General features: G+C 54.3%; 7 protein-coding genes. All 7 read right to left on the bottom strand.

What is annotated here, in order from left to right:
* Positions 1 to 20: 20 nt before the first annotated feature.
* A complete protein-coding gene (locus tag ACXHJ2_RS01575; protein WP_040102804.1) occupies positions 21 to 848 on the bottom strand; it encodes a carbohydrate ABC transporter permease in 828 nt (275 codons plus the stop codon).
* Positions 848 to 1,732 (bottom strand): carbohydrate ABC transporter permease, encoded by an 885-nt coding sequence (locus tag ACXHJ2_RS01570; protein WP_013373216.1) that lies wholly within the window; start codon positions 1,730 to 1,732, stop codon positions 848 to 850. The genes ACXHJ2_RS01575 and ACXHJ2_RS01570 overlap by 1 nt, the downstream gene beginning before the upstream one ends.
* 61 nt (positions 1,733 to 1,793) lie before the next feature.
* The gene (locus tag ACXHJ2_RS01565; RefSeq protein ID WP_165082660.1) at positions 1,794 to 3,119 is read right to left on the bottom strand and encodes an ABC transporter substrate-binding protein; all 1,326 of its coding nucleotides are present in this window, start codon (positions 3,117 to 3,119) and stop codon (positions 1,794 to 1,796) included.
* Positions 3,120 to 3,284: 165 nt separating this feature from the next.
* Positions 3,285 to 4,289, bottom strand: coding sequence for a LacI family DNA-binding transcriptional regulator (locus ACXHJ2_RS01560; protein ID WP_081275952.1), 1,005 nt, complete (start codon positions 4,287 to 4,289; stop codon positions 3,285 to 3,287).
* Positions 4,290 to 4,420: 131 nt separating this feature from the next.
* Positions 4,421 to 4,501 carry an SUMF1/EgtB/PvdO family nonheme iron enzyme gene (locus tag ACXHJ2_RS01555; protein WP_165082670.1) on the bottom strand — a complete coding sequence of 27 codons (81 nt, stop codon included), beginning with the start codon at positions 4,499 to 4,501 and terminating at the stop codon, positions 4,421 to 4,423.
* Between the two features lie 136 nt (positions 4,502 to 4,637).
* Positions 4,638 to 5,276, bottom strand: a complete 639-nt coding sequence (locus ACXHJ2_RS01550; protein WP_013373220.1) for a glycoside hydrolase family 11 protein — start codon at positions 5,274 to 5,276, stop codon at positions 4,638 to 4,640.
* Positions 5,277 to 5,817: 541 nt separating this feature from the next.
* Complete coding sequence (locus ACXHJ2_RS01545) at positions 5,818 to 24,756, bottom strand: non-ribosomal peptide synthase/polyketide synthase (RefSeq protein ID WP_457874508.1); 18,939 nt, start codon at positions 24,754 to 24,756, stop codon at positions 5,818 to 5,820.
* Positions 24,757 to 24,817: the final 61 nt, after the last annotated feature.

Genomic DNA, 24,817 nt, shown 5'->3' with positions numbered 1-24,817 from the left:
AAGGCATCCTACTCCTACAGTTATTTAATCGAACCTTGCATAACACCCTGAATAATGTACTTTTGGGCGAACAAATAGATGATAATGATCGGAAATATCGTCAGTACCAAACTTGCCATCAATGGACCATAATCCACTGTATAGGTTCCATAAAAGTTGTACGTGGACAACGGAAGTGTCCTCTGCTCAGGATCGACCAGAATGAGGGAAGGCAGCAGAAAATCATTCCAGATCCACAGTACATTGAGAATGGAAATAGTGGCCGTCGTGGGCATCAATACCGGAAACACGATCCTGAAGAATGTCTGAATCCGTGTGCAGCCGTCAATTAGCGCCGCTTCCTCCAGTTCCTTCGGAATACTCTTTACGAATCCATGATAAATGAAAACAGCCAGCGAGCTGCCAAAACCGATATACATGTAAATCAGCGACCACTTGCTGTTCAGTAGATCAAGTGAGCCGTAAATTTTCACCAATGGAATCATGATGGCCTGGAATGGGATGATCATGGAAGCTACCATCAGCATAAATGTATATTGGTTGAACTTGGTGTTGTTTCTGACAAAATAATGAGCCGTCATCGCCGCGAACAGTGAGATGAACAAGACACTTAACACTGTTATAACCAATGAGTTGGTGAAGGCAGCGAAATAATTCATTTTATCGAATGCATTCGTATAGTTGGCCATATTGAAGCTCTCTGGAAGCGATAACGGATTCGAGGTAATGGCCATGTTTTCCTTAAACGAATTGATCAGCAGAAAGACGAACGGTACGATGAACAATATGAGTATCACTGTCAGCACAATGAATTTGATCATGGAGGAAGCGATTTTTTTGCTTGCCATTACGCCTCCACCTCCAACTTCTTACTAAAATAAACCTGAAGCAGAGTGATGAGAGCAACCATCAGGAACAGCACGAATGCTTCTGCCTGTCCCACACCATAATCACGGGAAAGGAATGCCTTTTCATACACATGCATCGACACCATTTGAGTACTACTGAACGGTCCGCCTTTCGTGAGCGCGAGGTTGACGTCATAGACCATAAACCCACGCTGCAGGGACAAAAATATACATACGATGAAAGAAGGAACCATCAAGGGCAGCACCATTTTCCGCAGTCTGGTCCAGCTGTTCGCCCCATCAATGCTTGCAGCCTCCATAATATCATTCGGTACACCCGTCAATCCTGCAATATAAATGACCATCATGTAACCCGCGTTCTGCCACACGGTTACAATCACGAGTGTCCAGAACGCTTTGTCAGGATCAGCCAGCCAAGTCGTGCTGAGCGCCTGAATGTCGGCATGTTGTCCCAAATAGACAAGCACGTTGTTGAAGATAAACTGCCATATAAAACCGAGTACAATGCCGCCGACAAGGTTGGGCAGGAAAAATCCTGCCCGGAAAATGCTCTGTCCTTTTAACCCTTTAGTCAGCACATAAGCCAGCATAAAAGCGATAACATTGATAAGAACAACGGTATAAAATACATATTTGAGCGTCAAGGCGAACGATTTCCAAAACTCAATATCCCGAAAAACGGCCAGATAGTTTTGGATGCCAACCAGCGATAGTGTCGTGGAAATACCATCCCAGTTTGTGAACGTCAAATAAATGCCGTACAAAAATGGAATGATCATTACCGTTATGAAGGCAAACAAGGTTGGCCCGGTGAACAGCAGCCGTGTCCGTAGCCGGTTCCATACTCCTTTTTCCGCAATCATGGTGATCCCTCTCTTTGTTTCGGATTTCTCTCTCTATTTCCGGGTAATTTGACAATAAGCCTTATTTTACGGTTTTCCAGTAGTCTTCGATTTCCTTAGCCAGTGTTGCGCGATCGCCCTGCTTCGCCAGATATTTTTGCATGGAAGATCCTAGCTTAGACCAGTGGTCGGCAGGCAGCAAGCTCATCGACTGCTCTGACTTGCCTTTTGCAATATAATCCTGAATGGATTTGCCAAGTGGATCGGCCGCAGGCAGTGTAATATTTTTGAACGCCGGGATAATGTTCGCTTTGTTCACGAGGAAATCCTGACCTTTCGCATCATAGACGATCCAGTTCAAGAACTTCTTCGCCGCCTCTTGTTGCTCCGGCGTACTCTTCTCCTTGTCAATGACAATACGTTTGGAAACAGCAGATGAAATTTCCTGATTGCCATAGTCATCGGCATTGTTGCTGATGGGTACAGGCAAGAAACCATATTCTTTGTTAGCCGTATCAAAACCGCTGATTTGCGGCCATGCCCAGTTGCCCATGAACCAAATGCCAACCTCGCCTTTGCCGAGCAGCTCCGGTCCACGCTCATAAGCTCCTGCCAGTGGGGAAGCCTGATCGATATTGTATTTCATCATGACGTCGAATGTATCCATAAGTCCGTTAAATACTGGATTGGTAGCCAAGTTAGCCTGGCCCGCTTTCAGTGATGCTATGAATTTGTCCACTTCAGCCATGTCTTTGTTCTGGCCTGCATATGCTAGAGGCAAATAATGAGCGCCTAGGGACCAGTCCATTGGTGAAATCACCAATGCTTTCTTCCCGGATGCCTCGATTTGTTGAAACAGTTTTTCAAGGTCATTTCGAGTTTTAATTGTGGTGGGATCGAAGCTTCCGCCTACCGCTTTATCAACAACCGCTTTGTTATAAATGAATCCGTAGCCTTCAACAGCCAGCGGAAACGCGTAATTTTTACCGTCAACCGTCGTAGCTGTGGTAGCGTTTTCAACAATGTCCTTATTCCACTTCTCTCCGCTTAAGTCGAGGATACGGTCCTTGAATTTCTCCACATCACCTGTATCTAGCATGGTCATGGTTGGCGGGTTTCCGGATGCATACAATGCAGAGGCACGCTCAAAAGGCGAGCCACCGGTCGGAACCGGCTGGATTTCAACAGTGATGCCGGGATTATCTTTCTGGAACGCCTTGGAGGCATCCTCCAGTTGTGAAAGGATTTCACCTTTAGAGTTCAAAAGTGTAATTTTCACATTTCCCGCATCCGCTGATCCCCCTCCAGAAGCCAAATTACTTCCTCCTCCGGAGCCGCCACATGCAGACACCACCATAACCAAAAGAAGCAGCATTACCATCCATTGAACTCTTTTGAAATTCCTCACTGTTGTCATCCCCCTATTTCTATAATGGCTGCTGTACTCTTAAATAAAACGCTTACAAACGGATTATATGTCAAAGATTCAAGCTCTGTCAATCGTTTGACATGTTAAACCTTTAACATTCTTTTAAAAAAAATCTGTTCCCCTTGTTAAAGGAACAGATTTCATTCAAGTCGTTGCACGCTCAATCAATTCAACAGGCAGCAGATTGACAGGCTGTACCTGCTCGCCCTCTGCCTGCTTACGAATCAGCTCGACCGCCAGCCTGCCGATCTCTGCAATCGGCTGTCTTACCGATGTAAGTTCAGGCGTCAGCCAGGAAGCAGCGCTTACGTCATCAAAGCCTACAATACGCACATTCTCCGGCACATGCCGTCCGGCGCGGATATATTCTTTCAATGCAAAAGCGGCAATAATATCGCTTGTAGCAAACACCCCATCCACATCCGGATGTTCATGAACGAGTTTGGAGATCATGCGCTCGTACTCCTTTTGGTCGAACACATTCAAGTCCGTTTGAACGATCACATGCTCGATACTATGCCTGTCCACAACATCTTTGAATGCTTTAGTCCGCTCATTGGACAGCATGTTCAGCTCCAGATTTCCACATATATGTGCAATTTTCCGGCACCCTTTGCGAATGAGCAGCTCCGTGGCCAGCTCGCCTCCGCGATAATTGTCCGAAGATATGTACGGAATATACGGGTCAATCTGCCTGTCAAATGTCACAATCGGTGAATTCAAATGTCGGTACTCTTCTACCTCTAGGGTATGACTCCCCATAATGATGCCGTCTACCCGGTTTCGTTTCAACATATCGATATACACTTTTTCCTTCACGGGATCCATATGTGAATTGCAGAGTAGAACCTTGCACCCCTGCTGATAGGCGTAGTACTCCACCTGATTAGCAAGCTCACTAAAGAAAGGATGCGAGACATTGGGAATAATAAGACCGATAATATTGGACTGCTTGCGTAGCAGGGATCGTGCTATTTCATTCGGTTGATAATTAAGCTCTTCCATTGCATCGAACACTTTTTTGCGTGTAGTTTCGCTGATATAGCCCCGGTTATTCATTACACGGGATACTGTAGTGACCGACACGCCCGCTTTTAACGCCACATCGTGAATTGTTGCCATATGAACCTCTTCCCGAACAAAATACATACATATAAACTATACCCTCTCCTCACCATTTCGACAACCTTGAGTATTATGTTAACCCATACATAAAACAGCGACAGCCGTAGACGAGAACTCGTCCTCAACTGTCGCTGTTTCATTAACTCCGCATCCCTTTAGTCTCCGTAACAATCCCAATACCATTCCCTTACATTGCCAGAAATATCACAAATTTCTAACTCGTTGGGTTTTCGTATACAGTTTCCAGATAAGTATTTGTCTCCGGCTTTATTTCCTTGTTTATGTTGTAATACGGTTTTAAGCCCTCATCCTGCTTTCCCCGTGAAGAAATGCCAATCGCTCCCGTTCGTTGAACAGTTTGCAGTTGAGTGGTTACCACACCGTTACGTTAGAGCTCCCACTACTCTGATATCCTTCTGTTGCTAACACCTGGTAAGACCAGTTGTTCCCCAGATGCATTCCTTTGCTCGCCCATGCCTTCACGTGATTGCTGAAAGTGATCGTGGAGTTGCCCCCGGTCGGTCTCTTCGTCTGTCGAACACTCCAGTACTGAATAAACGTCGTTTTTTGGCCTTCAATGGAAGGTGCGTCGTATCGCATTGTTGTGTAGATGTCATATGTGCCCCCATCACTGGTCACTGTACCTTTATACGTTCCGGTAGGTCGATAAGTACCCCAGCTATCAACGACGTAATATTCGATGAGTGCGTTTCTCGTCCACCCGTAGAGAGCCAAATATCCATTACCGGAAGGCGCCCAGACACCGGCATTGTAGTTAATCGTTCTGTTGGGCGATCCAGTAGTCCAGCCTTTGCCGACAACAAAATTCCCGGTATCCTTCCATGTTACGCTGTAATTACCGCCTGATCCATTAACAGCATTGACCGTCCCGCCGCCATCGGTCCAATTTTGCCAGTAGTCTGTCGCTGCACTTGAGGTTGTTGCAAACACTCCAAAACTCATGGAAGCTGCAAGAACTACCGTTAACATTTTCTTACTAAACTTAAACATACTTTACCTCCTACAACTTTTATATTTGCATTCTACACCTGCTTGTCGGTCGATTCTCTGTTGCAGTGCATCACTCATGTGAACCATATTCCGTGTTTTCTTACTTTCACCTCCTTTATATGTAAAATTATATAATAATAGTGATCACACAACCACTTGGCAAATTAAATATTAAACTTTACTATGTTTAGATTTCCCTAAGTTTTAAAATAGTGCAGCGCTAGCGTAGCGGCTCATGATGTGTGCATGCCATCTTGGATTTGGCCTACAGTTCTTTCACTCCGTGGGCTGCATGAAACGAACGACAGGAATATAGAATTCTTTGGCCGCGATGCCCTCACTTGGCGTAAACGCTCTAGTTATCTGCGCGAGTAGCAGTGCATTTTAAACCACAACTTGAAAAAATTTAGGTTTTTAAAAATTATATTTAGAGCTTTAAGTTTGCTATAGCGTACGCCTTTTTCCCTTTCATTTGGAAAAAAAACACCCGGCAGGATGTGTACCGAGAGAAATACGGCATACACCCAAACCGGGTAAGGGATTAGAAAATAATATCAATGGCCTCTAGCACATCTTGCTCCTGTTCGGATTGCCCGTTCAGGGAAATATCCTTCAACAGCACCGAAGGCTGTTCGCAAATTTGGGTGATGATCACGAGCAGGTCCTGAGCGAAATTGTCGATCAGATTGCGCGTAAACAACTTGGTTGCATATTCAAACTGCCCGTTCATTCCCTCATCCAGCAACGAAATGACCAAGGTAAGATCAAATTGGGAAACCGTATGAGTTTCCGGATAAGATTCGATCTTGATATCCCCGAAGCTTTGAACGTTATCTTCCTTGGTTTCCAGAACAAACATGACATCGAATACAGGATTACGGCTTTGATCTCGCGGCGCCTGCAGCTTTTTCACAAGCTCCTCGAACGGATAATCCTGGTGGTCGTAGGCCCCCAGCATCGTTTCTTTGACTTCGTTCAAGTAAGCGAGGAACGTCTTCTCCCCGGACGGATAATGGCGAATCGCCAAAGTGTTGACAAACATTCCGATGAGCGGCTCCAGGTCGGCATGTGTGCGGCCCGAAGCCGGCGTGCCTACAATGAAGTCTTCTTGTCCCGAGTACTTGCTGAGCAGGATTGAATAGGCCGCCAATAACACCATATAAAGGGTGGCACCGTTCTCATCGGCGATGCGCTGCAAGCTGTCGGTCATCTGCTTGTCGATGCTGAAAGGCAGCACATCTCCCTCAAAGCTGCGAGCGGCAGGTCTGACAAAGTCCGTAGGCAGTTCAAGCGTCGGCAGTTCGCCTTCCAGCACGTCCAGCCAGTAGGCTTCCTGACGTTTCAGCCGCTCTTTTACAGGTTCGGACTGCTGCCAAGCGGCGAATTCCTTGTATTGAATCCGAAGCGGTTCCAGAGTCTCGCCGTTATACAGGCGCAGCAGCTCTTCGACGAAGATGCCCATCGACATGCCATCCGTGACGATATGATGAATGTCCAGCATGAGCAGATGCCGTTCCGCTTCCCATTCGACTAAGCCCACACGTAGCAGCGGCGGCCGCTCCAAATCAAAGACGCGCACAAAGCCATCTACGATGCTCTTCGTTTCACTTTCCGTCGCTTTCGTATACTCGACGGCAAACTTCAAGTCCGGATAAATCCGTTGTACCGGTTCGCCGTCGACCATTTCGAAGCCGGTTCGCAAAATTTCGTGACGAGCTATCAATCCTTTGAGCGCCGCCTCGAATTGATTCCGTTCCAAGCGCCCGACGAGAACCGTCATGCCGGACATGTTGTAGCTAAGCTCGGCGCCTTCCATCTGCTGCTGGATGTACAGCCGTTTTTGCACGGAGGAAAGCGGATAGTAATCCCTCTTATCCAGAACCGGAATGGAGAGGTGTTCCTGCCGCTCCAATTGGCTGATCGCTTCGGCCATCGCTTCGATGGTCGAGTGCCGGAACACATCGCGCAGCGGCAGGTTCACGCTCAGCTCCTTGTGCACCTTGCTGACCAGCGTCGTCGCCCGCAGGGAGTGCCCGCCGAGGTCGAAGAAGTTGTCCGTCACGCCAATCGTGACCGACCCGAGCACGTCCTGCCAGATGGCGACCAGTTTCGCCTCCAGTTCGGTGCGCGGCGCCACATATTCGCGGCCTGCGCTTGCTCCCCCTTCCGGCGCCGGCAGCGCCTTCCGGTCGATCTTTCCGTTCGGCGTCAGAGGCAGGCGCTCCATCTCCACGAAGTACGACGGGATCATGTACCCCGGCAGCTCGCTGGCAATCGCCCGCTTCAGGTCCAACGCCGTCAAGCCTTCTTCCGCTGTATAATAAGCGCACAAAGCTTTCTGACCTTCTTGATCTTCCCTGACGACGACGACCGCTTCCTTCACGCCACCTACACTCAGCAGCTTCGCCTCGACTTCGCCCGTCTCGATCCGGTACCCCCGGATTTTCGCCTGGTTGTCGATCCGGCCGATGAAGTCCACGTTCCCGTCCTCCATCCACCGCGCCAAGTCTCCCGTGCGGTACAGCCGCTCGCCCGCGGCGAACGGGCTGTCTACGAACTTCTCTTCTGTCAGCTCCGGACGGTTCAAGTACCCGCGAGCTACCCCGACTCCGCCGATAACCAGCTCGCCCAGCACCCCGACCGGCACCGGATTCAGGTGCGCATCCACGATGTAGAATTTCGCATTCAGCCACGCTTTGCCGATCGGCACATGGCCTGTCTGCGGCAGCTTCGTCAGCTCCTCGTCGTAGAAACTTGAGTCGATTGCCGCTTCCGTCACACCGTATGCGTTGGTGATCCGGAACAACGAGCCGAAGCGTTCCTGCAAGGTCCGGTAATCCGCCACGCTGCAGCTGTCCGAGCTCGTGATCAACAGCTCCATCCAGCTCATATCCAGTTGCTGCTCGTGCACGTACTCCAGGAACGGAACGATCAGCGCTGGCGTCGATTCGAAGATGGTGACCCGCTCCCGCTCAATCCAGTAGTGCAGACGAGACGGATCGATTCGGTCGTCCTTCGGCACAATCACCATCGTGCCACCGTTATACAGCGTCCGCGCAATATCTCCCACGAACACGTCAAACGAGAAGCTTGCGAGCTGCAGCAGCCGCACCGGGAACTGGTTCAACCGGTATTCCCGCCGGTAGCCCGCCGCCGTGTTCACCAGGCTGCGGTGCTCGATCATCACGCCCTTCGGCTTGCCCGTCGTTCCCGACGTATAGATCACGTACGCCAGGTCCTCTGAACGGGCTTCATGGAAGCTGTCGGTGCCGACATGCTGATGGCTCTCATCGCCGTCGTCCACAGCATCCGTCAGCTTGCCGGAGACCATGCCCGAGCCAATCGGCGCATTCGTCCGCTCCTCGCTGTACGACGCTTCGTCATCCAGGTACAGCACCGTGGCCAGCGCCAGCTCCTCTTCGCCGAGCCAGGCTTCGGCGCGCTCTCGCAGCGGCGTTTGCGTCAGCAGCACCTTCGCTCCGCTGTCTTCAAGCATGAACCGCACGCGCTCCGCCGGATAATCCGGGTCGAGCGGCACATACGCCCCGCCCGCTTTCCAGACGGCCAGCACGGCCACCAGCAAGTCCACCGAACGCTCGGCGAGAATGCCGACGATCGTCTCCCGGCCGATGCCGCTTGCGCGCAGCGTAGCCGCCAAGCGGTTCGCCCACTCGTTCAGCTCCGCATACGTCAGCCGGTCGTTCTCGTACACGACGGCCGCCTCTTCCGGCGTGCGCTCCGCCTGTTCCTCAAACAGCCGGTGGAACGCGGCCACAGGAGCCGCTTCCGGCTGCGCCGGGTTAAACGCGCCGAGAATCTGCTCTTTTTCCGCCGGTGTCAAAATGCCCAGCTCGGCAATAGTCGCCGACGGGTTGCGGAGAATGGATTCAAGCAGCTGCAAGTAGTGAGCGGCCAATTTCTCCACCGTTTCGGTTTTATAAAGAGCAGTAGCATATTCAAACAGATATTCCAAGCCTTCCTCGATCTCCGTGACGTCCAAGCTGAGATCGAATTTAGAAACAATTTCTTCGCTGGCATACGTCGACAAATGGAGTCCGGGAAGCTGGATTTCCAAATTCTCTGTATTCTGCAAAGCAAACATCGTATCGAACAGCGGATTGCGGCTTAAATCGCGAGCTACGTTCACTTTATCCACCAGTTCCTCAAACGGATAATTCTGATGTTCAAAAGCGCCCAGCGTCGTCTCCTTGATTTCCTTCAAGTAGTCAAGGAACGTTTTACCGGCAGCCGGATAACTGCGGATGGCCAGAGTATTGACGAACATCCCGATCAGCGGCTGAACGTCGCTGTGATTTCTTCCCGCAATCGGCGTACCGACCACCACGTCTTCTTGCCCTGTATACTTATGCAATAATATTGTATAACCAGCAAGCAGAACCATGTAAAGCGTTGCGCCGTTCTCGGCTGCAAGCCGTTTCAGACCCTCGCTTTTCTCGCTATCCATAAACAATTGCAGCGTGCGGCCCTCGTAGCTCTGCATAGACGGGCGCGGATAGTCCGTCGGCAATTCCAAAACCGGCAGCTCTCCGCGGAACATGTCGAGCCAGTAGGCTTCCTGCTTGGCAAGCTGAGCTTTCTGCTCGTCCGATTGCTGCCATACCGCATAATCTTTGTATTGAATGCGGAGCGGCTCCAACTGTTCCCCGCTGTACAAGCGGACGAACTCTTCGATCAGTACGTCAATCGAAACGCCGTCGGATACGATATGATGCGTATCGAACATTAGAATGTGCCGGTCCGGCGCCAGTTCGGCAAGGCCTACCCGCAGAAGTGGCGGCTTCGCTAGATCAAACGGACGAACGAATTGGCGCACCGTTTCTTCCGCCTGCTCCCCGCTGATCTGCACATATTCCACCTGGAAGGCGGCTTCTTCGTAAATTCGCTGAACCGCTTCGCCTTTTACCATCTCAAAGCCGGTACGCAGCGTTTCATGACGAGCTACGAGCCCGCGGAACGCTTCTTCAAACCGCTGCCGGTCGAGCTCCCCTTCGAGCAGCATAGCTCCCGGTATGTTGTAGCTCAGCTCGGCTCCTTCCAGCTGGTTCAAGATATAGAGACGTTTCTGAGCGGAAGAGAGCGGATAATACTCGCTAGGTTCCGCAGCCGGAATAGCCGTGAACGAGCCGATCTCCAGCCGCTCCATAGCCGCGGCCATTTCCTCAACCGTCGAGTAGCGGAATACGTCGCGAAGCGGGAATTCAACGCCTAGCTCCTTATGCATTTTGCTGACAAGCGTCGTCGCCCGCAGGGAGTGTCCGCCGAGGTCGAAGAAGTTGTCCGTTACGCCTACCGCCTTCTCCCGAACAAGCACATCCTGCCAAATGGCGGCCAGCTTCGCCTCAAGTTCGGTGCGCGGCACCACGTATTCGCGGCCTACGCTTGCTCCCCCTTCCGGTGCTGGCAGCGCCTTCCGGTCGATCTTTCCGTTCGGCGTCAGAGGCAGGCGCTCCATCTCCACGAAGTACGACGGGATCATGTACCCCGGCAGCTCGCTGGCAATCGCCCGCTTCAGGTCCAACGCCGTCAAGCCTTCTTCCGCTGTATAATAAGCGCACAAAGCTTTCTGACCTTCTTGATCTTCCCTGACGACGACGACCGCTTCCTTCACGCCACCTACACTAAGCAGCTTCGCTTCGACTTCGCCCGTCTCAATCCGGTACCCCCGGATTTTCGCCTGGTTGTCGATCCGGCCGATGAAGTCCACGTTCCCGTCCTCCATCCACCGCGCCAAGTCTCCCGTGCGGTACAACCGCTCGCCCGCGGCGAACGGGCTGTCTACGAACTTCTCTTCCGTCAGCTCCGGACGGTTCAAGTACCCGCGCGCCACTCCGACTCCGCCGATGACCAGCTCGCCCAGCACCCCGACCGGCACCGGATTCAGGTGCGCGTCCACGATGTAGAATTTCGCATTCAGCCACGCTTTGCCGATCGGCACATGGCCTGTCTGCGGCAGCTTCGTCAGCTCCTCGTCGTAGAAACTTGAGTCGATTGCCGCTTCCGTCACACCGTATGAGTTGATGATCCGGAACAACGAGCCGAAGCGTTCCTGCAAGGTCCGGTAATCCGCCACGCTGCAGCTGTCCGAGCTCGTGATCAACAGCTCCATCCAGCTCATATCCAGTTGCTGCTCGTGCACGTACTCCAGGAACGGAACGATCAGCGCCGGCGTCGATTCGAAGATGGTGACCTGCTCCCGCTCAATCCAGTGGTGCAGACGAGACGGATCGATCCGGTCGTCCTTCGGCACAATCACCATCGTGCCTCCGTTGTACAGCGTCCGCGCGATATCTCCCACGAACACGTCGAATGAGAAGCTTGCGAGCTGCAGCAGCCGCACCGGGAACTGATCCAATCGGTATTCCCGCCGGTAGCCCGCCGCCGTGTTCACCAGGCTGCGGTGCTCGATCATCACGCCCTTCGGCTTGCCCGTCGTTCCCGACGTATAGATCACGTAAGCCAGATCCTCCGGACGGGCTTCATGGAAGCTGTCGGTGCCAATATTCTGATGGCTCTCATCGCCGTCGTCCACAGCATCCGTCAGCTTGCCGGAGACTATGCCGGAGCCAATCGGCGCATTCGCCCGCTCCTCGCTGTACGAAGTTTCTTCGTCCAGGTACAGCACCGCCGCCAGCGCCAGCTCCTCTTCGCCGAGCCAGCCTTCGGCACGCTCTCGCAGCGCCGTTTGCGTCAGCAGCACCTTCGCTCCGCTGTCTTCGAGCATGAACCGCACGCGCTCCGCCGGATAATCCGGGTCCAGCGGCACATACGCCCCGCCCGCTTTCCAGACGGCCAGCACGGCCACCAGCAAGTCCACCGAACGCTCGGCGAGAATGCCGACGATCTTCTCCCGGCCGATGCCGCTTGCGCGCAGCGTAGCCGCCAAGCGGTTCGCCCGCTCGTTCAGCTCCGCATACGTCAGCCGGTCGTTCTCGTACACGACGGCCGCCTCTTCCGGCGTGCGCTCCGCCTGTTCCTCAAACAGCCGATGGAACGCGGCCGCAGGAGCCGCTTCCGGCTGCGCCGGATTAAACGCGCCAAGAATTTTCTCTTTTTCCGCCGGTGTCAAAAGCTCCAACTGATTCACGCGGATGTTCGGGTTAGCCGCAACCTTCTCCAGTGCTTGGGCAAAATGACCGTGGATCAGCCTGATGTCTTCCTCTCTGAACGTCAGCGCATTGTACGTAAACCGCAGCAAAATATGCTCTTCCGGAATGACGGTAATGTCCAGGTCGTAGTTCGTTTGCTCCGGCGACTGGATATTAGCGATTTTCAGCGCTTCTTGGTCTCCGCCGACGACCTGCTCAATCTGTTCTTCCATCGGATAATTTTCAAAGACCATGATATGGTTGATCAAGTCTCGCTTTTGCTCGCTCAGCGACTGAATTTCGAACAGCGGGAACGTTTCGTAAGCTCCCGATGCCAGCGCTTGATCCTGGGTTTTTCTCAAGATATCGGCTACCGTCTCCTCGGCTTTGCCTTGAATACGGACCGGGATCGTATTAATAAACAGGCCGATCATGCTTTCGATGCCCGGAATTTCCGCTGGACGCCCGGATACGACGGAGCCGAATACGACATCCTCGCTGTTGTTGTATACCTGCAAAACCAGTCCCCATACGGTCTGCATGAACGTATTGAGCGTCACCTGCTGCTGGCGCGCCACCCGCTCGATTTGCCCGGTCAGTTCCTTGCTGAGTTCCACATCGATTTCAGCCGCTTCAAAATGGCCCTGCTTCAGCTGCGTTTTCTTCTGGGGCAGCTTGGTCTGCTGATCGTAACCCGCCAAATACTCGGACCAGTAACGCGAAGCTTTCGCGGCATCTTGAGCTTCCAGCCATTCGATATACCGGGAGTACGAGGTAACCGGAGGAAGCTCCAGCGTCTGCTTCTCCTGGAACGCGAAGTAGGTGTCGAACACTTCCTTGATCATGAAGGACATGCACCAGCCGTCCATCAAAATGTGATGGTGACTCCAGATCACATGGTAGGACTCGTCGCCCGTGCGCAAAACTGTCACGCGCATAAGAGAGCCTCGGGCCAAATCGAACCTGTTCGCTTTATCCGCGCTGATGTAATCGGCTATCGTCTTCTCCGGGTCTTCATCGCTTACCGAGCGAATATCTTCGAAGTACACTTCACACTTCCGCTCGCGGAATACCACTTGAATCGGCTCGTCTCTCCAGCCGGTAATAAAGTTGGTCCGCAGCGCCTCATTCCGCTGCACCAGCGTATCCAATCCTTGGGTGAAGGCTTCGACATTCAGGCTTCCGTACAGATCGAAGGTCACCTGTTCGAAGTAAGCTTCCGAATCGGCATCCAGCAGGCTATGGAACAACATCCCTTTTTGCAGCGGAGTCAGGGTGTATACATTCTCCAGTTCGCCGAGCGCCGCCGTATGTTCGGCCAGCCGCTCCAGTTCCTCCACTGTCACATCTTGAAGCAGTACGTCGCTAGGCGTAAGCTCCGGCCGCTCTTTCGATACGCAATGGCTGATGACTTCACGCAAGCTCGAATGAAGCAGGGTGCCCAGGCGCTCTACCGTTTCCCGTTTATATTGGGTTTCCCCATAACGGATCGTGAGTTCCTGCACTCCTTCCGACACCATACCGTTGATATCGAGGACATAATCCATCACTGCATTCGGACTTGAATCGGAGCCCGGGCTGAACGGAGACGGCCGCGAGCCGCTGCTTTCGTAATCCTGGTCGAACTGACCCAAATAGTTAAAGCTGATCTCCGGCTCCAAAGCGAAGCGCTCGCCGTCACGCGGCGCCGACAAATAACGCAGGATGCCGTAGCCGATTCCTTTGTTCGGAATGCGGCGCAAGCTTTCTTTAACCTGTTTCACCTGATGACCTAGCGCCTGGGCGTGACCCGGCTCCAGAACGACAGGGAATTGGCTTGTAAACCAGCCTACCGTGCGCGTAATGTCCACATCCGGCAAAATATCTTCCCGGCCGTGGCCTTCGAGATTCACCAGCACGCGTTCCCGGCCGCTCCAAGCTTGTATCGCGAGGCCAAGCGCGGCAAGCAGCAAATCATTCATTTCCGTATGGTAAGCACGGTGTGCCTGCTTCAGCAGCTGTTCGGTTTCCTCCGCCGTCCAGCGAACGGTCACGAGCCCGCTGTCCTTCAGCTTGGATCTGCCTTGTTCAAAATCTTTCGGAAGCGGCTCATAGGTCAATTGCTCGATATGCTGCCAATACTCTCTCTCGCTTTCCATCGCCGGACCGTTCGCATAATCAGCGAGCTGTTTCGCCCACGTTTGGAATGAATCCGTTTTGAGCGGCAGACGGATCGGCTGCCCTTGCAACGCCTGCTCATAGCCGGCAGCAAAATCCTCAAGCAGAATCCGCCAGGATACGCCGTCTACGACCAAGTGATGGATCGCGATGAGCAGGTGGTCGCCGTCGTCGCAGCGGAACAAGCCGAGCTTCACCAGCGGACCGTTTTCCAGATCGATGCTCGCTTGAATGTCATTTGCCTTAGCCTCTACCGCTTCTTTCACGTCGCCGACTCCCTTGAAATCGGCAACTTCCAGATCGAACAGCGCTTCGTTCTCCCCGGCGCCGCGGTTCCAGGCGGTATAGCCGTTCTCGGTTTGGCGGTAAACCGTACGGAGAGCATCGTGATGCACGACAAGCTGACGCACCGCTTGGCGTAAAGCTTCTTCATCAAAGCCTTGCTTGGAGAACTGCATGAACGCCTGGTTGCTGTGATGCACGTCGGCCGGATTTTGTTCAAAGAACCAGCGCTGAATCGGGGTCAAGATGACCTCTCCCGTCACTTCGGCCTGGCTTGCCGTTCTCTCCGCCGTTTGCAGCTGCAAACTAAGGGCGGAAATCGTCGGGTAATGGAACAAATCTTTCATGACCAGCTTGTACCCCGTTTGCAAAAGACGGGACGATACCTGCAAGGCCTTGATCGAATCGCCGCCGAGCGCAAAGAAATTGTCCATCGTGCCGACCTGATCCACGCCCAGCACCGACTGCCAGACCGACGCAAGTGCTTGCTCGGCAGGAGTACGAGGCGCCGTGTATGCAGCCTCGGCACGAATGCTTCCTTCCGGTACAGGCAGCGCTTTACGGTCGATCTTCCCGTTCGGCGTAAGCGGCAATTGATCCAGGCGCATGATGCGCGAAGGCACCATATGGGAAGGCAGCGCGGCGTCCAGATGGGCCACAAGCCCTTCCAGATCGAAGCTGGAATCCGCTACGACATACCCGCACAAATATTTCTGCCCCCGCTCGTCCGTCCGGTCGATGACAAGCGCTTGACGCACGCCGGCAAAATTTTTCATGGCCGCTTCAATTTCACCAAGCTCGATCCGATAGCCGCGAATTTTCACCTGGTTGTCGATCCGGCCGATGAAGTCCACGTTGCCGTCTGGCATCCAGCGCGCCAGGTCGCCCGTCCGGTACAGCCGCTCCCCAGCGGCGAACGGGCTGTCTACGAATTTCTCCGCCGTCAAATCCGGGCGATTCAAGTAACCGCGGGCCACACCCGCTCCGCTGATAACCAGCTCGCCCAACACCCCGATCGGCACCGGCTTCAGATTCGCATCCACGATGTAGAACTTGGCGTTCAGCCAAGCTTTGCCGATCGGCACGCTACCCGTCTTCGGCAGCTTCTTCAGCGGCTCGTCATAGAAGCTGGAGTCAATCGCCGCTTCCGTTACGCCGTAGCTGTTAATAATACGGAACTGCGAGCCGAAGCGCTCCTGCAAGGTGTGGTAATCCGCTACGCTGCACGCATCCGAGCTTGTGATCAGCAGCTGCATCGAGCTGAGGTCCAGACCCTCGGCATGCACATGCTCCATGAACGGCACGATCAGCGCCGGAGTTGATTCGAACACCGTCACGGCGTAGTCGCGAATCCAGCCGTAGAGGCGGGTTGGATCAATCCGGTCGTCCTTCGGCACGATGACCATGGTGCCGCCGTTGTATAGCGTCCGCGCAATGTCGCCGACGAACACGTCGAACGAGAAGCTTGCGAGCTGCAGCAGCCGGATCGGGAACTGATCCAGGCGGTATTCCCGCCGGTAGCCCGCCGCCGTGTTCACCAGGCTGCGGTGCTCGATCATCACGCCCTTCGGCTTGCCCGTCGTTCCCGACGTATAGATCACGTAAGCCAAATCGCGCGGCTTGTTCACATTCGCCGGATTCGATGCGAGATCCGCCGCTAGTACGTTCTTCTCGGCTTCTGCCGTGGCGGACGTTTCGGCAGCAGCCGTTTCCGCTTGCGCCAAAGCCTCCGCCTCTGCGCCTGCTTCGCCCAAAGCTTGTACGCCCACAGCCGCTTCCGACGCGCCGAGGCTGTACGTCGCAGCGTCGTCAAGCGCAAGCACCGTTTGCAGCACTAGAGCTCCGTCGCTGCACCAAGCTTCCGCCTGCTCCAGCAGGCGGGTCTGCGTGAGCAGCACCGACGCCCCGCTGTCCGCGAGCATATACTCGATCCGCTCCGCCGGATAGTCCGGGTCGAGCGGCACATAAGCGCCACCCGCTTTCCATACGGCGAGCACCCCGATCAACAGCTCCGCCGAACGGCCGGCCAGAATGCCGACCACCTGCTCCGGCTTCACCCCGCGCTCCCGCAGTGCATACGCCAGACGATTCGCTTTGGCGTTCAGCTCCGCATACGTCAGCTTGCTGTCTTCGTAGACAACCGCCAGCGCTCCCGGAGTGCGCTCCGCCTGCTCCTCGAACAGCTCGTGGAACGTTCTCTCTCTCCACGACTCATCCGCTTCCAAACCTGTACCCTCTGCGGCGGGTTGCTTCGCAAGAGCCGAAGACGACACGTCAAACCCGACCAGCAAATCATGCTTTTCGCTGTCCGTCAAGATATCCAAATCCGAAATCCGCGCTCCCGGCTGAGCCAGGATCGACGCCAAAAGCTGCTCGTAATGACCCGCCAGCCGTACCATCGTTTCCTGTCTAAACAACGAGATAGCGTACTCGATCTTGCAAACCAGCTCGTTATCGGCTTCCACGATATCAAGGCTAAGATCAAACTTTGCCGTCTTTTCCTCGATGTCGAACAGCGACCATTGCAAGCCTTCCATGGTTAAATCCAAGCTTTCGTGCTTTTGCAAAGAGAACATGGTGTCAAACAGAGGATTCCGGCTTAAATCCCGGCTCACCTGAAGAGCTTCCACCAGCTCCTCGAACGGATAGTCCTGGTGCTCGTAAGCTCCAAGCGTCGTTTCCTTCACTTCCTGCAAGTAATCCAGGAACGTCCGCTCCGCCACCGGGGCCAAGCGAAGGGCCAGCGTATTGACGAACATGCCGATAATCGGCTGCAGGTCGGCGTGAGAACGGGCGGCAATCGGAGTGCCAACCACTATATCTTCCTGTCCCGCGTATTTATGAAGCAATACGGAGTACGCAGCTAGCAGAAGCATGTACAGCGTCGCCCCCGAATCGCCGGCAAGCCGTTTGAGAGCTTCGCTTTTCTCCGCATCCAGCGTAAACGTGAGCGTTTGACCGTCAAACTGCTGAACGGCCGGGCGGGAGAAGTCGAGAGGCAGCTCAAGAACCGGAAGCTCGGAGCTGAATACCCCGCGCCAGTATTCCTCCTGCCGCTTGATACGCTGGCGCTGCTCCTCGGATTGCTGCCAAACGGCGTAATCCTTGTATTGAATCCGCAGCTCCGGCAATTCCTCCCCATTGTAAAGCCGCACGAATTCGCGCAGCAGCACGTCCATGGAAAGGCCGTCGGAACCAATATGATGAATATCCAGCGCGAGCAGAAATTTCTCTTTTTCCAGTTCGATCAGCAGGGCGCGCAGCAAAGGCGGCTGGGTCAAGTCAAAAGGCTGAATGAAGCCTTCAAGAATGGCCGCAACCTGATCTTCGCTTGCTTGAAGCTTCTCGACTTTGAAAGCTACGAGCGGATGAATACGCTGAACCGGCTCCCCATTCACGATTTCAAAACCGGTGCGCAGCATATCGTGCCGGGCCACCAAAGTAGTCAGCGCCTTTTCCACTTTGGCCTCGTTCAAAGCCCCTTCCAATTGCAAGGCGCTTGGGAGGTTGTAATTCAGCTCCGAGCCATCCAGCTGGTGCAGGACGTACAGCCTTTTTTGCGCGGAGGAAACCGGATAGTACGCTTTCTCTTCCGCTTTCGGAATCGAGCTGTGCCGCGTTTCTTCCAAGCTGGCAATAGCCCCGGCCATCGACTCTACCGTCATACAGCGGAACACATCGCGCAGCGGAAGTTCGACGTTCATTTCCTTCCGAATCTTGCTGACAAGGTTCGTCGCCCGCAAGGAGTGGCCGCCGAGCTCGAAGAAATTGTCCAAGACTCCAATGCCGGAGTAGCCCAGCACTTCCTCCCAGATCTTCACAAGCTGGGACTCCGTCCGGTTACGCGGCGCTACGTATTCGACGCCCGTTTGCAAGCCACCTTGCGGCTCCGGCAGCGCTTTGCGGTCCACTTTGCCGTTGGTCGTCAGCGGCATGCGCTCCAACTGCACGAAGTACGAAGGGATCATGTACCCCGGCATTCCCTGGGCCAGCGAGGTTCTCATTTCACTGACCGTCAGCGTCCGGTCCGCCACAAAGTAGGCGACAAGCGCCTTCTCGCCCCCGCCGTACTGACGGGCGAGCACCACCGCTTCTTCCACGCCCTCGACGTTCAGAAGCTGCGTCTCGATTTCGTCCAACTCGATCCGGTACCCGCGGATTTTGACCTGGTGGTCGATCCGGCCCAGGTATTCGATGTTGCCGTCCGGCAGCCAAGCCGCCAAGTCGCCCGAGCGGTACAGCTTCTCCCCCTCCGCAAACGGGGAATCGACGAACTTCTCCGCCGTCAGATCCGGACGGTTCAGGTATCCTCTCGCAAGGCCTTCCCCGGCCACGTACATTTCGCCCGCTACTCCAATCGGCACAGGGCGGCGGTTTTCATCAAGGACGTACACCCTCAGCGTCGGGATCGGCTTGCCGATATTGCTCTTCGCCGCCTCCATTTCGACCCACGTGATTTCCTTATACGTCACGTGAACCGTCGTCTCGGTAATGCCGTACATATTGATCAGCTTCGTCTCCGGGTACTTCGTCTTGAAGCCCTTGAGCAGCAGCGGACTCAGCGCTTCGCCCCCGAAGATGACGTTGCGAATCCGCAGATCGTACGGATGGTCCGCCAAGACCTCACGCAGCAGCTGGTAGAAGTACGTTGGCGTCTGGTTCAAAATCGTGACCTGTTCGCGGCCCAGCAGCGCCAGGAAATCGGCCGGATTTTTCGCCGTCAGCGGCGGTACGATGACCAGCTTGCCTCCGTACAGCAGCGCTCCGTACATTTCCCAGACGGAGAAATCGAAGCAGAACGAGTGGAACAGCGTCCACGTGTCGGACGGCCCGAAGTCGAACAGGTTCTTGTCGTTGAACAGGAGCCGCACGACGTTCTTATGCTCGATCAGCGTTCCTTTCGGTCTGCCGGTCGTTCCCGACGTGTAGATGACATAGGCCAGGTTGCCCGGCCCGGAAATCGGCTCCAGGTTCGAAGCGTCCAGCGCATCGGCGGAGTCCGCCCCTCTGTCGCCCCAAACGAAATCGTCCAATTCGAGGCGCGTTCCTGCGAAGTCGGTCTTCTCGTGCAGATGCTTTTGAATCAGCAATAGCGACGCGCCCGAATCCTCGATCATGAAGCGGATGCGCTCCTCCGGGTAGTCGGGATCGACAGGCACGTATGCTCCGCCCGCTTTGAGAATCGCCAGAATGCCGACGACCATATCGAGCGAGCGTTCGGCCAGAATCGCTACCAGTTTGTCCTCTTCTACTCCCGTCTCCCGCAGCTTCCGCGCAAGGCGGTTGGATCGCTCGTTCAGCTCACGGTAGGTCAGGTGCCGCTCGTTCATGACGGCGGCCACGTTGTCCGGGTAAAGCTCCGCCTGTTCTTCGAACAAGCCGTGAATCGTCTGCTGCCGCGGGTAGTCCGCCTCCGAATCGTTGAAACCGCGCACCAGCTCGCGGATTTCCTCCTCCGTGAGCATTTCCAGCGAGGCAATATCCCCGTCCGGCGCTGCTACGATGGTTTCGAGCAGCTTGCCATAATGTCTGGCGAACCGCTCCGCGGTCTCCTGTTTATACAAAGCCGTAGCGTACTCCAACCGACATTCGAGCTGACCGTCCAGCTCCGAAATGTCCAGGAGCAGCTCGAACTTGGATGTTCGGTTTTCCAGCGGATAAAACGATTGCTCCAGCCCCTCGATGACAATTTGCTCGTTCTCCGTATTTTGGAGGGAGAAGAACGTATCAAAGAGCGGATTCCGGCCGGTCGCGCGCGGAATGTGAAGACTTTCTACCAAGTCTTCGAACAAATAATTTTGGTGTTCGAAAGCCCCGAGCGTGATGTCCTTGATTTCTTCCAGGTACGAAAGGTACGGCTTGGAACGTTCCGGACGGCTGCGAATGGCCAGCGTGTTGATAAACATCCCTACGATCGGCTGCACTTCTTCCTGCGTTCTTCCGGCAATCGGCGTTCCTACGATCAGATCTTCCTGACCCGAATATTTATGCATAAGGATGGTGTAAGCCGACAGCAGCACCATGTACAGGGTCGTCCCTGTCCGTGCCGCCAGCTCTTTCAGCTTCTCCGTCCGATCTTTCCCGATATAAAACTTCACGGTTCGGCCGTCAAAGCTTTGCACCGCAGGCCGCGGGAAGTCCGTCGGTAGCTCCAAGACCGGCAGCTCGCCCGACAGCTGTTCCAGCCAATACTCCTTCTGCGGCTGGAGCATCTGCCCGTAAGCTTCGGAATGCTGCCAAACGGCATAATCTTTGTATTGAATGCGCAGCGGGGCCAGCTCCTCTCCCCGATACAGGCGGCTGAACTCGTCGAAGAGCAGCGCTGTCGAAATGCCGTCCGAGACGATATGGTGCATATCGAACAGCAGAATGTGGCGATCCTCGGCGACTTCGATCAGGCCGATGCGGAGAAGTGGCGGTTTGGTCAGATCAAACGGGTGATAGTAAGCTTCCACCACTTGGTCCACTTCCCGCTCGCTCGCCTGGAAATAATCAACAGCAAACTCCACCTCATCATAGATGCGCTGAACAAGCTCGCCTTGAACCTGCTCGATCCCGGTACGCAGCGTCTCATGGCGCTGAATCAGCGCCCGGAACGCGTGCTCGACGCGCGTGCGGTCCAGCTTGCCTTCGAGAAGAAGCGCCGCCGACATATTGTAGCTGCGCTCGGCCCCGTCAAGCTGGCGCAGGACGTACAGACGCTTTTGCTCGGATGAAACCGGATAGTACTCGGCCTCAGCCGCCTTTGTAATCTCATACGTCTCCTGCTGCCTTAAACCGCCGATTCTTCGGGCCAGCTGTTCGATCGTGGTGTAGCGGAAAACTTCCCGCAGCGGAACCTCGACTTGCAGCTCTTTCCGAATCTTGGAAACCAGCGTGGAGGCCCGCAAGGAATGACCACCCAAGTCAAAGAAATCGTCTTGGACTCCAACTCGCGCAATACCCAGCACCTGCTGCCAAATGAGAGCAAGTCTTGTTTCAAGCGTTGTGCGAGGAGCCACATACTCACGGCCTGCTTCTACCTCTCCGGTCGGTTCAGGCAGCGCTTTACGGTCAATTTTGCCGTTCGGCGTGAGCGGAAGCTTATCTAGAGACACCAACCGGGCCGGGACCATATGGGCCGGCAGCTCTTGCTTCAATTGGGACAGCAGATCGCTCAGCTGCAAGGAAGCATCCGCCGTCACGTAGCCGCACAAATACTTCTGCCCCTGCTCATCCGTACGGTCGGTCACCACAGCCTGCTTGACGCCCGGGAAACGCAGCAGGGTCGTTTCAATTTCGCCGAGTTCGATCCGAAACCCGCGAATTTTCACCTGATAGTCGATCCGGCCGATGAAGTCGACGTTGCCGTCTTCCAGCCAGCGGGCCAAATCGCCTGTCCGGTACAGACGTTCGCCCGGCACAAACGGGCTGTCCACAAACTTCTCGGCGGTTAGGTCCGGACGGTTCCAGTACCCGCGCGCCACCCCGGCGCCGCCGATGACAAGCTCGCCCGGAACCCCTACAGGAACCGGCTTTAATGCGGCATCGACAATGTAAAATCGGGCGTTCAGCCAAGCTTTGCCGATCGGCACATGACCTGACGGCGGCAGCTTATCCAGAGGCTCACCGTAAAAACTGCTGTCAATGGCCGCTTCGGTAACGCCATAGCTGTTGATGATGCGGAATTGTCCGCCGAATCTTTCCTGCAGCAATCGGTAATCGGTGACACTGCAAGCATCCGAGCTGGTAATCAGCAACTGCATGGAGCTAACGTCCAGCCCTTCTTCATAAATATGCTGCATGAACGGCAGGATGAGCGCAGGCGTCGATTCGAATACCGTAATGTTTTGGTCCCGAATCCAGCCGTATAAGAGGTTCGGATCAATCCGGTCATCCTTCGGCACAATCACCATCGTGCCTCCGTTATACAGCGTCCGCGCGATGTCTCCGACGAACACGTCAAACGAGAAGCTGGCCAGCTGCAGCAGCCGCACCGGAAACTGATCCAACCGGTACTCGCGACGGTACGCATCCGCCGTATTCACGAGACTACCGTGCTCGATCATGACGCCTTTCGGGCGTCCCGTCGTACCCGAGGTGTAAATCACATAAGCCAAGTCTTGCGGGGCGCTGCCGGCAGATTCAAATTCCACGGCTAAGGCATCCCCGTTATAAATCTGTTCATCGTCCATGGCATAGACAGCTTGAAGCTTCAGCCGGTCATCGGCCAACCAACCTCTGGCCCGCTCCAACAGATGACGCTGCGTAAGCAGCACCGATGCATCGCTATCGCTGAGCATGTACTCAATCCGCTCTGCCGGATAATCGGGGTCAAGCGGTACATAGGCTCCGCCGGCTTTCCAAACGGCGAGCACCCCGACCAGCAGTTCCACCGAACGCTCCGCCCAGATCCCCGTAATCGTCTCCCTTCCCACGCCCTGTTCGCGAAGGAGAGAAGCCAGCCGCTCGGCGCGTTCGTTCAATTCGCCGTAGGTCAGCTGTTTGTCCATGTAGACGACTGCCGGATGATCTGGAATTTCCCGGGCAAACTTCTCAACATACCGATGAAACGCTTCTCCCTCGCTAAGCCCTGCAACCGGCGGGTTAAAAACGTTGAGAATGCGGTGTCTCTCCTCATCGCTCAGCAGAGAAATCTCGCGTACCGGCAGTTCGGGATTCTGAAGAAACTGGTCCAGAACGGTTACATACTGTTCCATAATCCGATCAATCTCAGCCGTCTCGAACAGGCCGGTACGATAGGAAGCATGGAGAATTACATGGCCTTCATTCAGCATATGGTCGAAGCGCAGCAGCAAATCGTCCATCTCGTGCCTAGCGAAGTGAGCCTCCAGGCGTACCTTGATTTCTTCGTACTCCACGATTTTCAAAGGCAGATATTCCAGAGACGTACGGAACAGCCCCGAAAGATCGTTGCGGCCGTGTTGTTCGCGTAAATCCTGGATCAATTGGTTATAAGGGTATTTCTGATACCGCAGATCCGCCGTATTTTCCTTGGAAACCGTTTGGATCAAGGAAAGCACGTGCCTGTCTGGATTCAGACGAATCCGCGTAGCCACGGTGCTGACGAACATGCCGATCGTTTCTTTTTCCTTCTTGCTGGTGCGATTGGCGAAAACCGTGCCGACCGGAACATCGGTGCTGTCAGTCAGCTTGTACAATAAGACGTACATGGCGGACAGAAATAACGTATATAAGCTGACCTGATATTGTTCGCTGAAGGCCAGAATGCGTTCATACCGGGAACCGTCCAAAGTGATGGCCAGTTTATTGGATTCGCTGCCGATCGAGAATGGCGGATACGATTTAATGCCGGTCGTTTCAGGCAAAGTGTTGTACTTCGTCAGCCAGTATTCCTTGCCTTTTTGATAACGCTGCGATTGCTCATATTCACGCTCCGCAGAAATATAATCCAGATAGGAAGGGGCCTGGTAACTGCTGAAGGTGCCTTTGCGCAGTTCCAGGTATTTTTCCATCACCGCATGCAGCAAAGCATTGACGGACAAGCCGTCGGCGATAATATGATTTACCGTCAAATTGAGCCATACTTGGCCGTTCGCAAAATGGATAATCGTAAATTGGTGGAGGTGTTCGTCGAACACGCTGGCCGGTTTTTCGCTTACTTCTTTCACCCAAGCATAGAATTGTTCGGTTGTGCCTATTTCGAGGCGGCTTATCCTAGCTTGGACATTCTCCGGCTCTTCGAACCACTGCGTTGGATTTTGCAAATCCCCGCTAATGCGGATTCGGAAAACGTCATAGGTTTTGACGATCTCTGCCGCCGCTTGCTCCAGAAGCTGTGTGTTGATCTCGCCCGTAATCTGGTAGGTCGCGGAAAGCATCGTGATGGACGTTCCCGGATTCATAATTTCCATGAACCATATTCGGCGCTGGGCTTGCGTTAATCCATATTTCTCGTTGGTATTCTCTCTCACATCGACACACTCCCGGTTTAGAGATTCTTTATAGATAGGCTTTGTACCTAGATGTCACTTA

Source organism: Paenibacillus sp. ALE3, assembly GCF_054113405.1.
Note: the sequence above shows the minus strand (reverse complement) of the source record. Positions and strands in the feature narration are given on the sequence as shown.

Coding starts and splice junctions, on each gene's coding strand:
- ACXHJ2_RS01550 (WP_013373220.1), bottom strand. CDS start 5,276: ATGTTTAAGTTTAGTAAGAAAATGTTAACGGTAGTTCTTGCAGCTTCC.
- ACXHJ2_RS01570 (WP_013373216.1), bottom strand. CDS start 1,732: ATGATTGCGGAAAAAGGAGTATGGAACCGGCTACGGACACGGCTGCTG.
- ACXHJ2_RS01575 (WP_040102804.1), bottom strand. CDS start 848: ATGGCAAGCAAAAAAATCGCTTCCTCCATGATCAAATTCATTGTGCTG.
- ACXHJ2_RS01560 (WP_081275952.1), bottom strand. CDS start 4,289: ATGTATTTTGTTCGGGAAGAGGTTCATATGGCAACAATTCACGATGTG.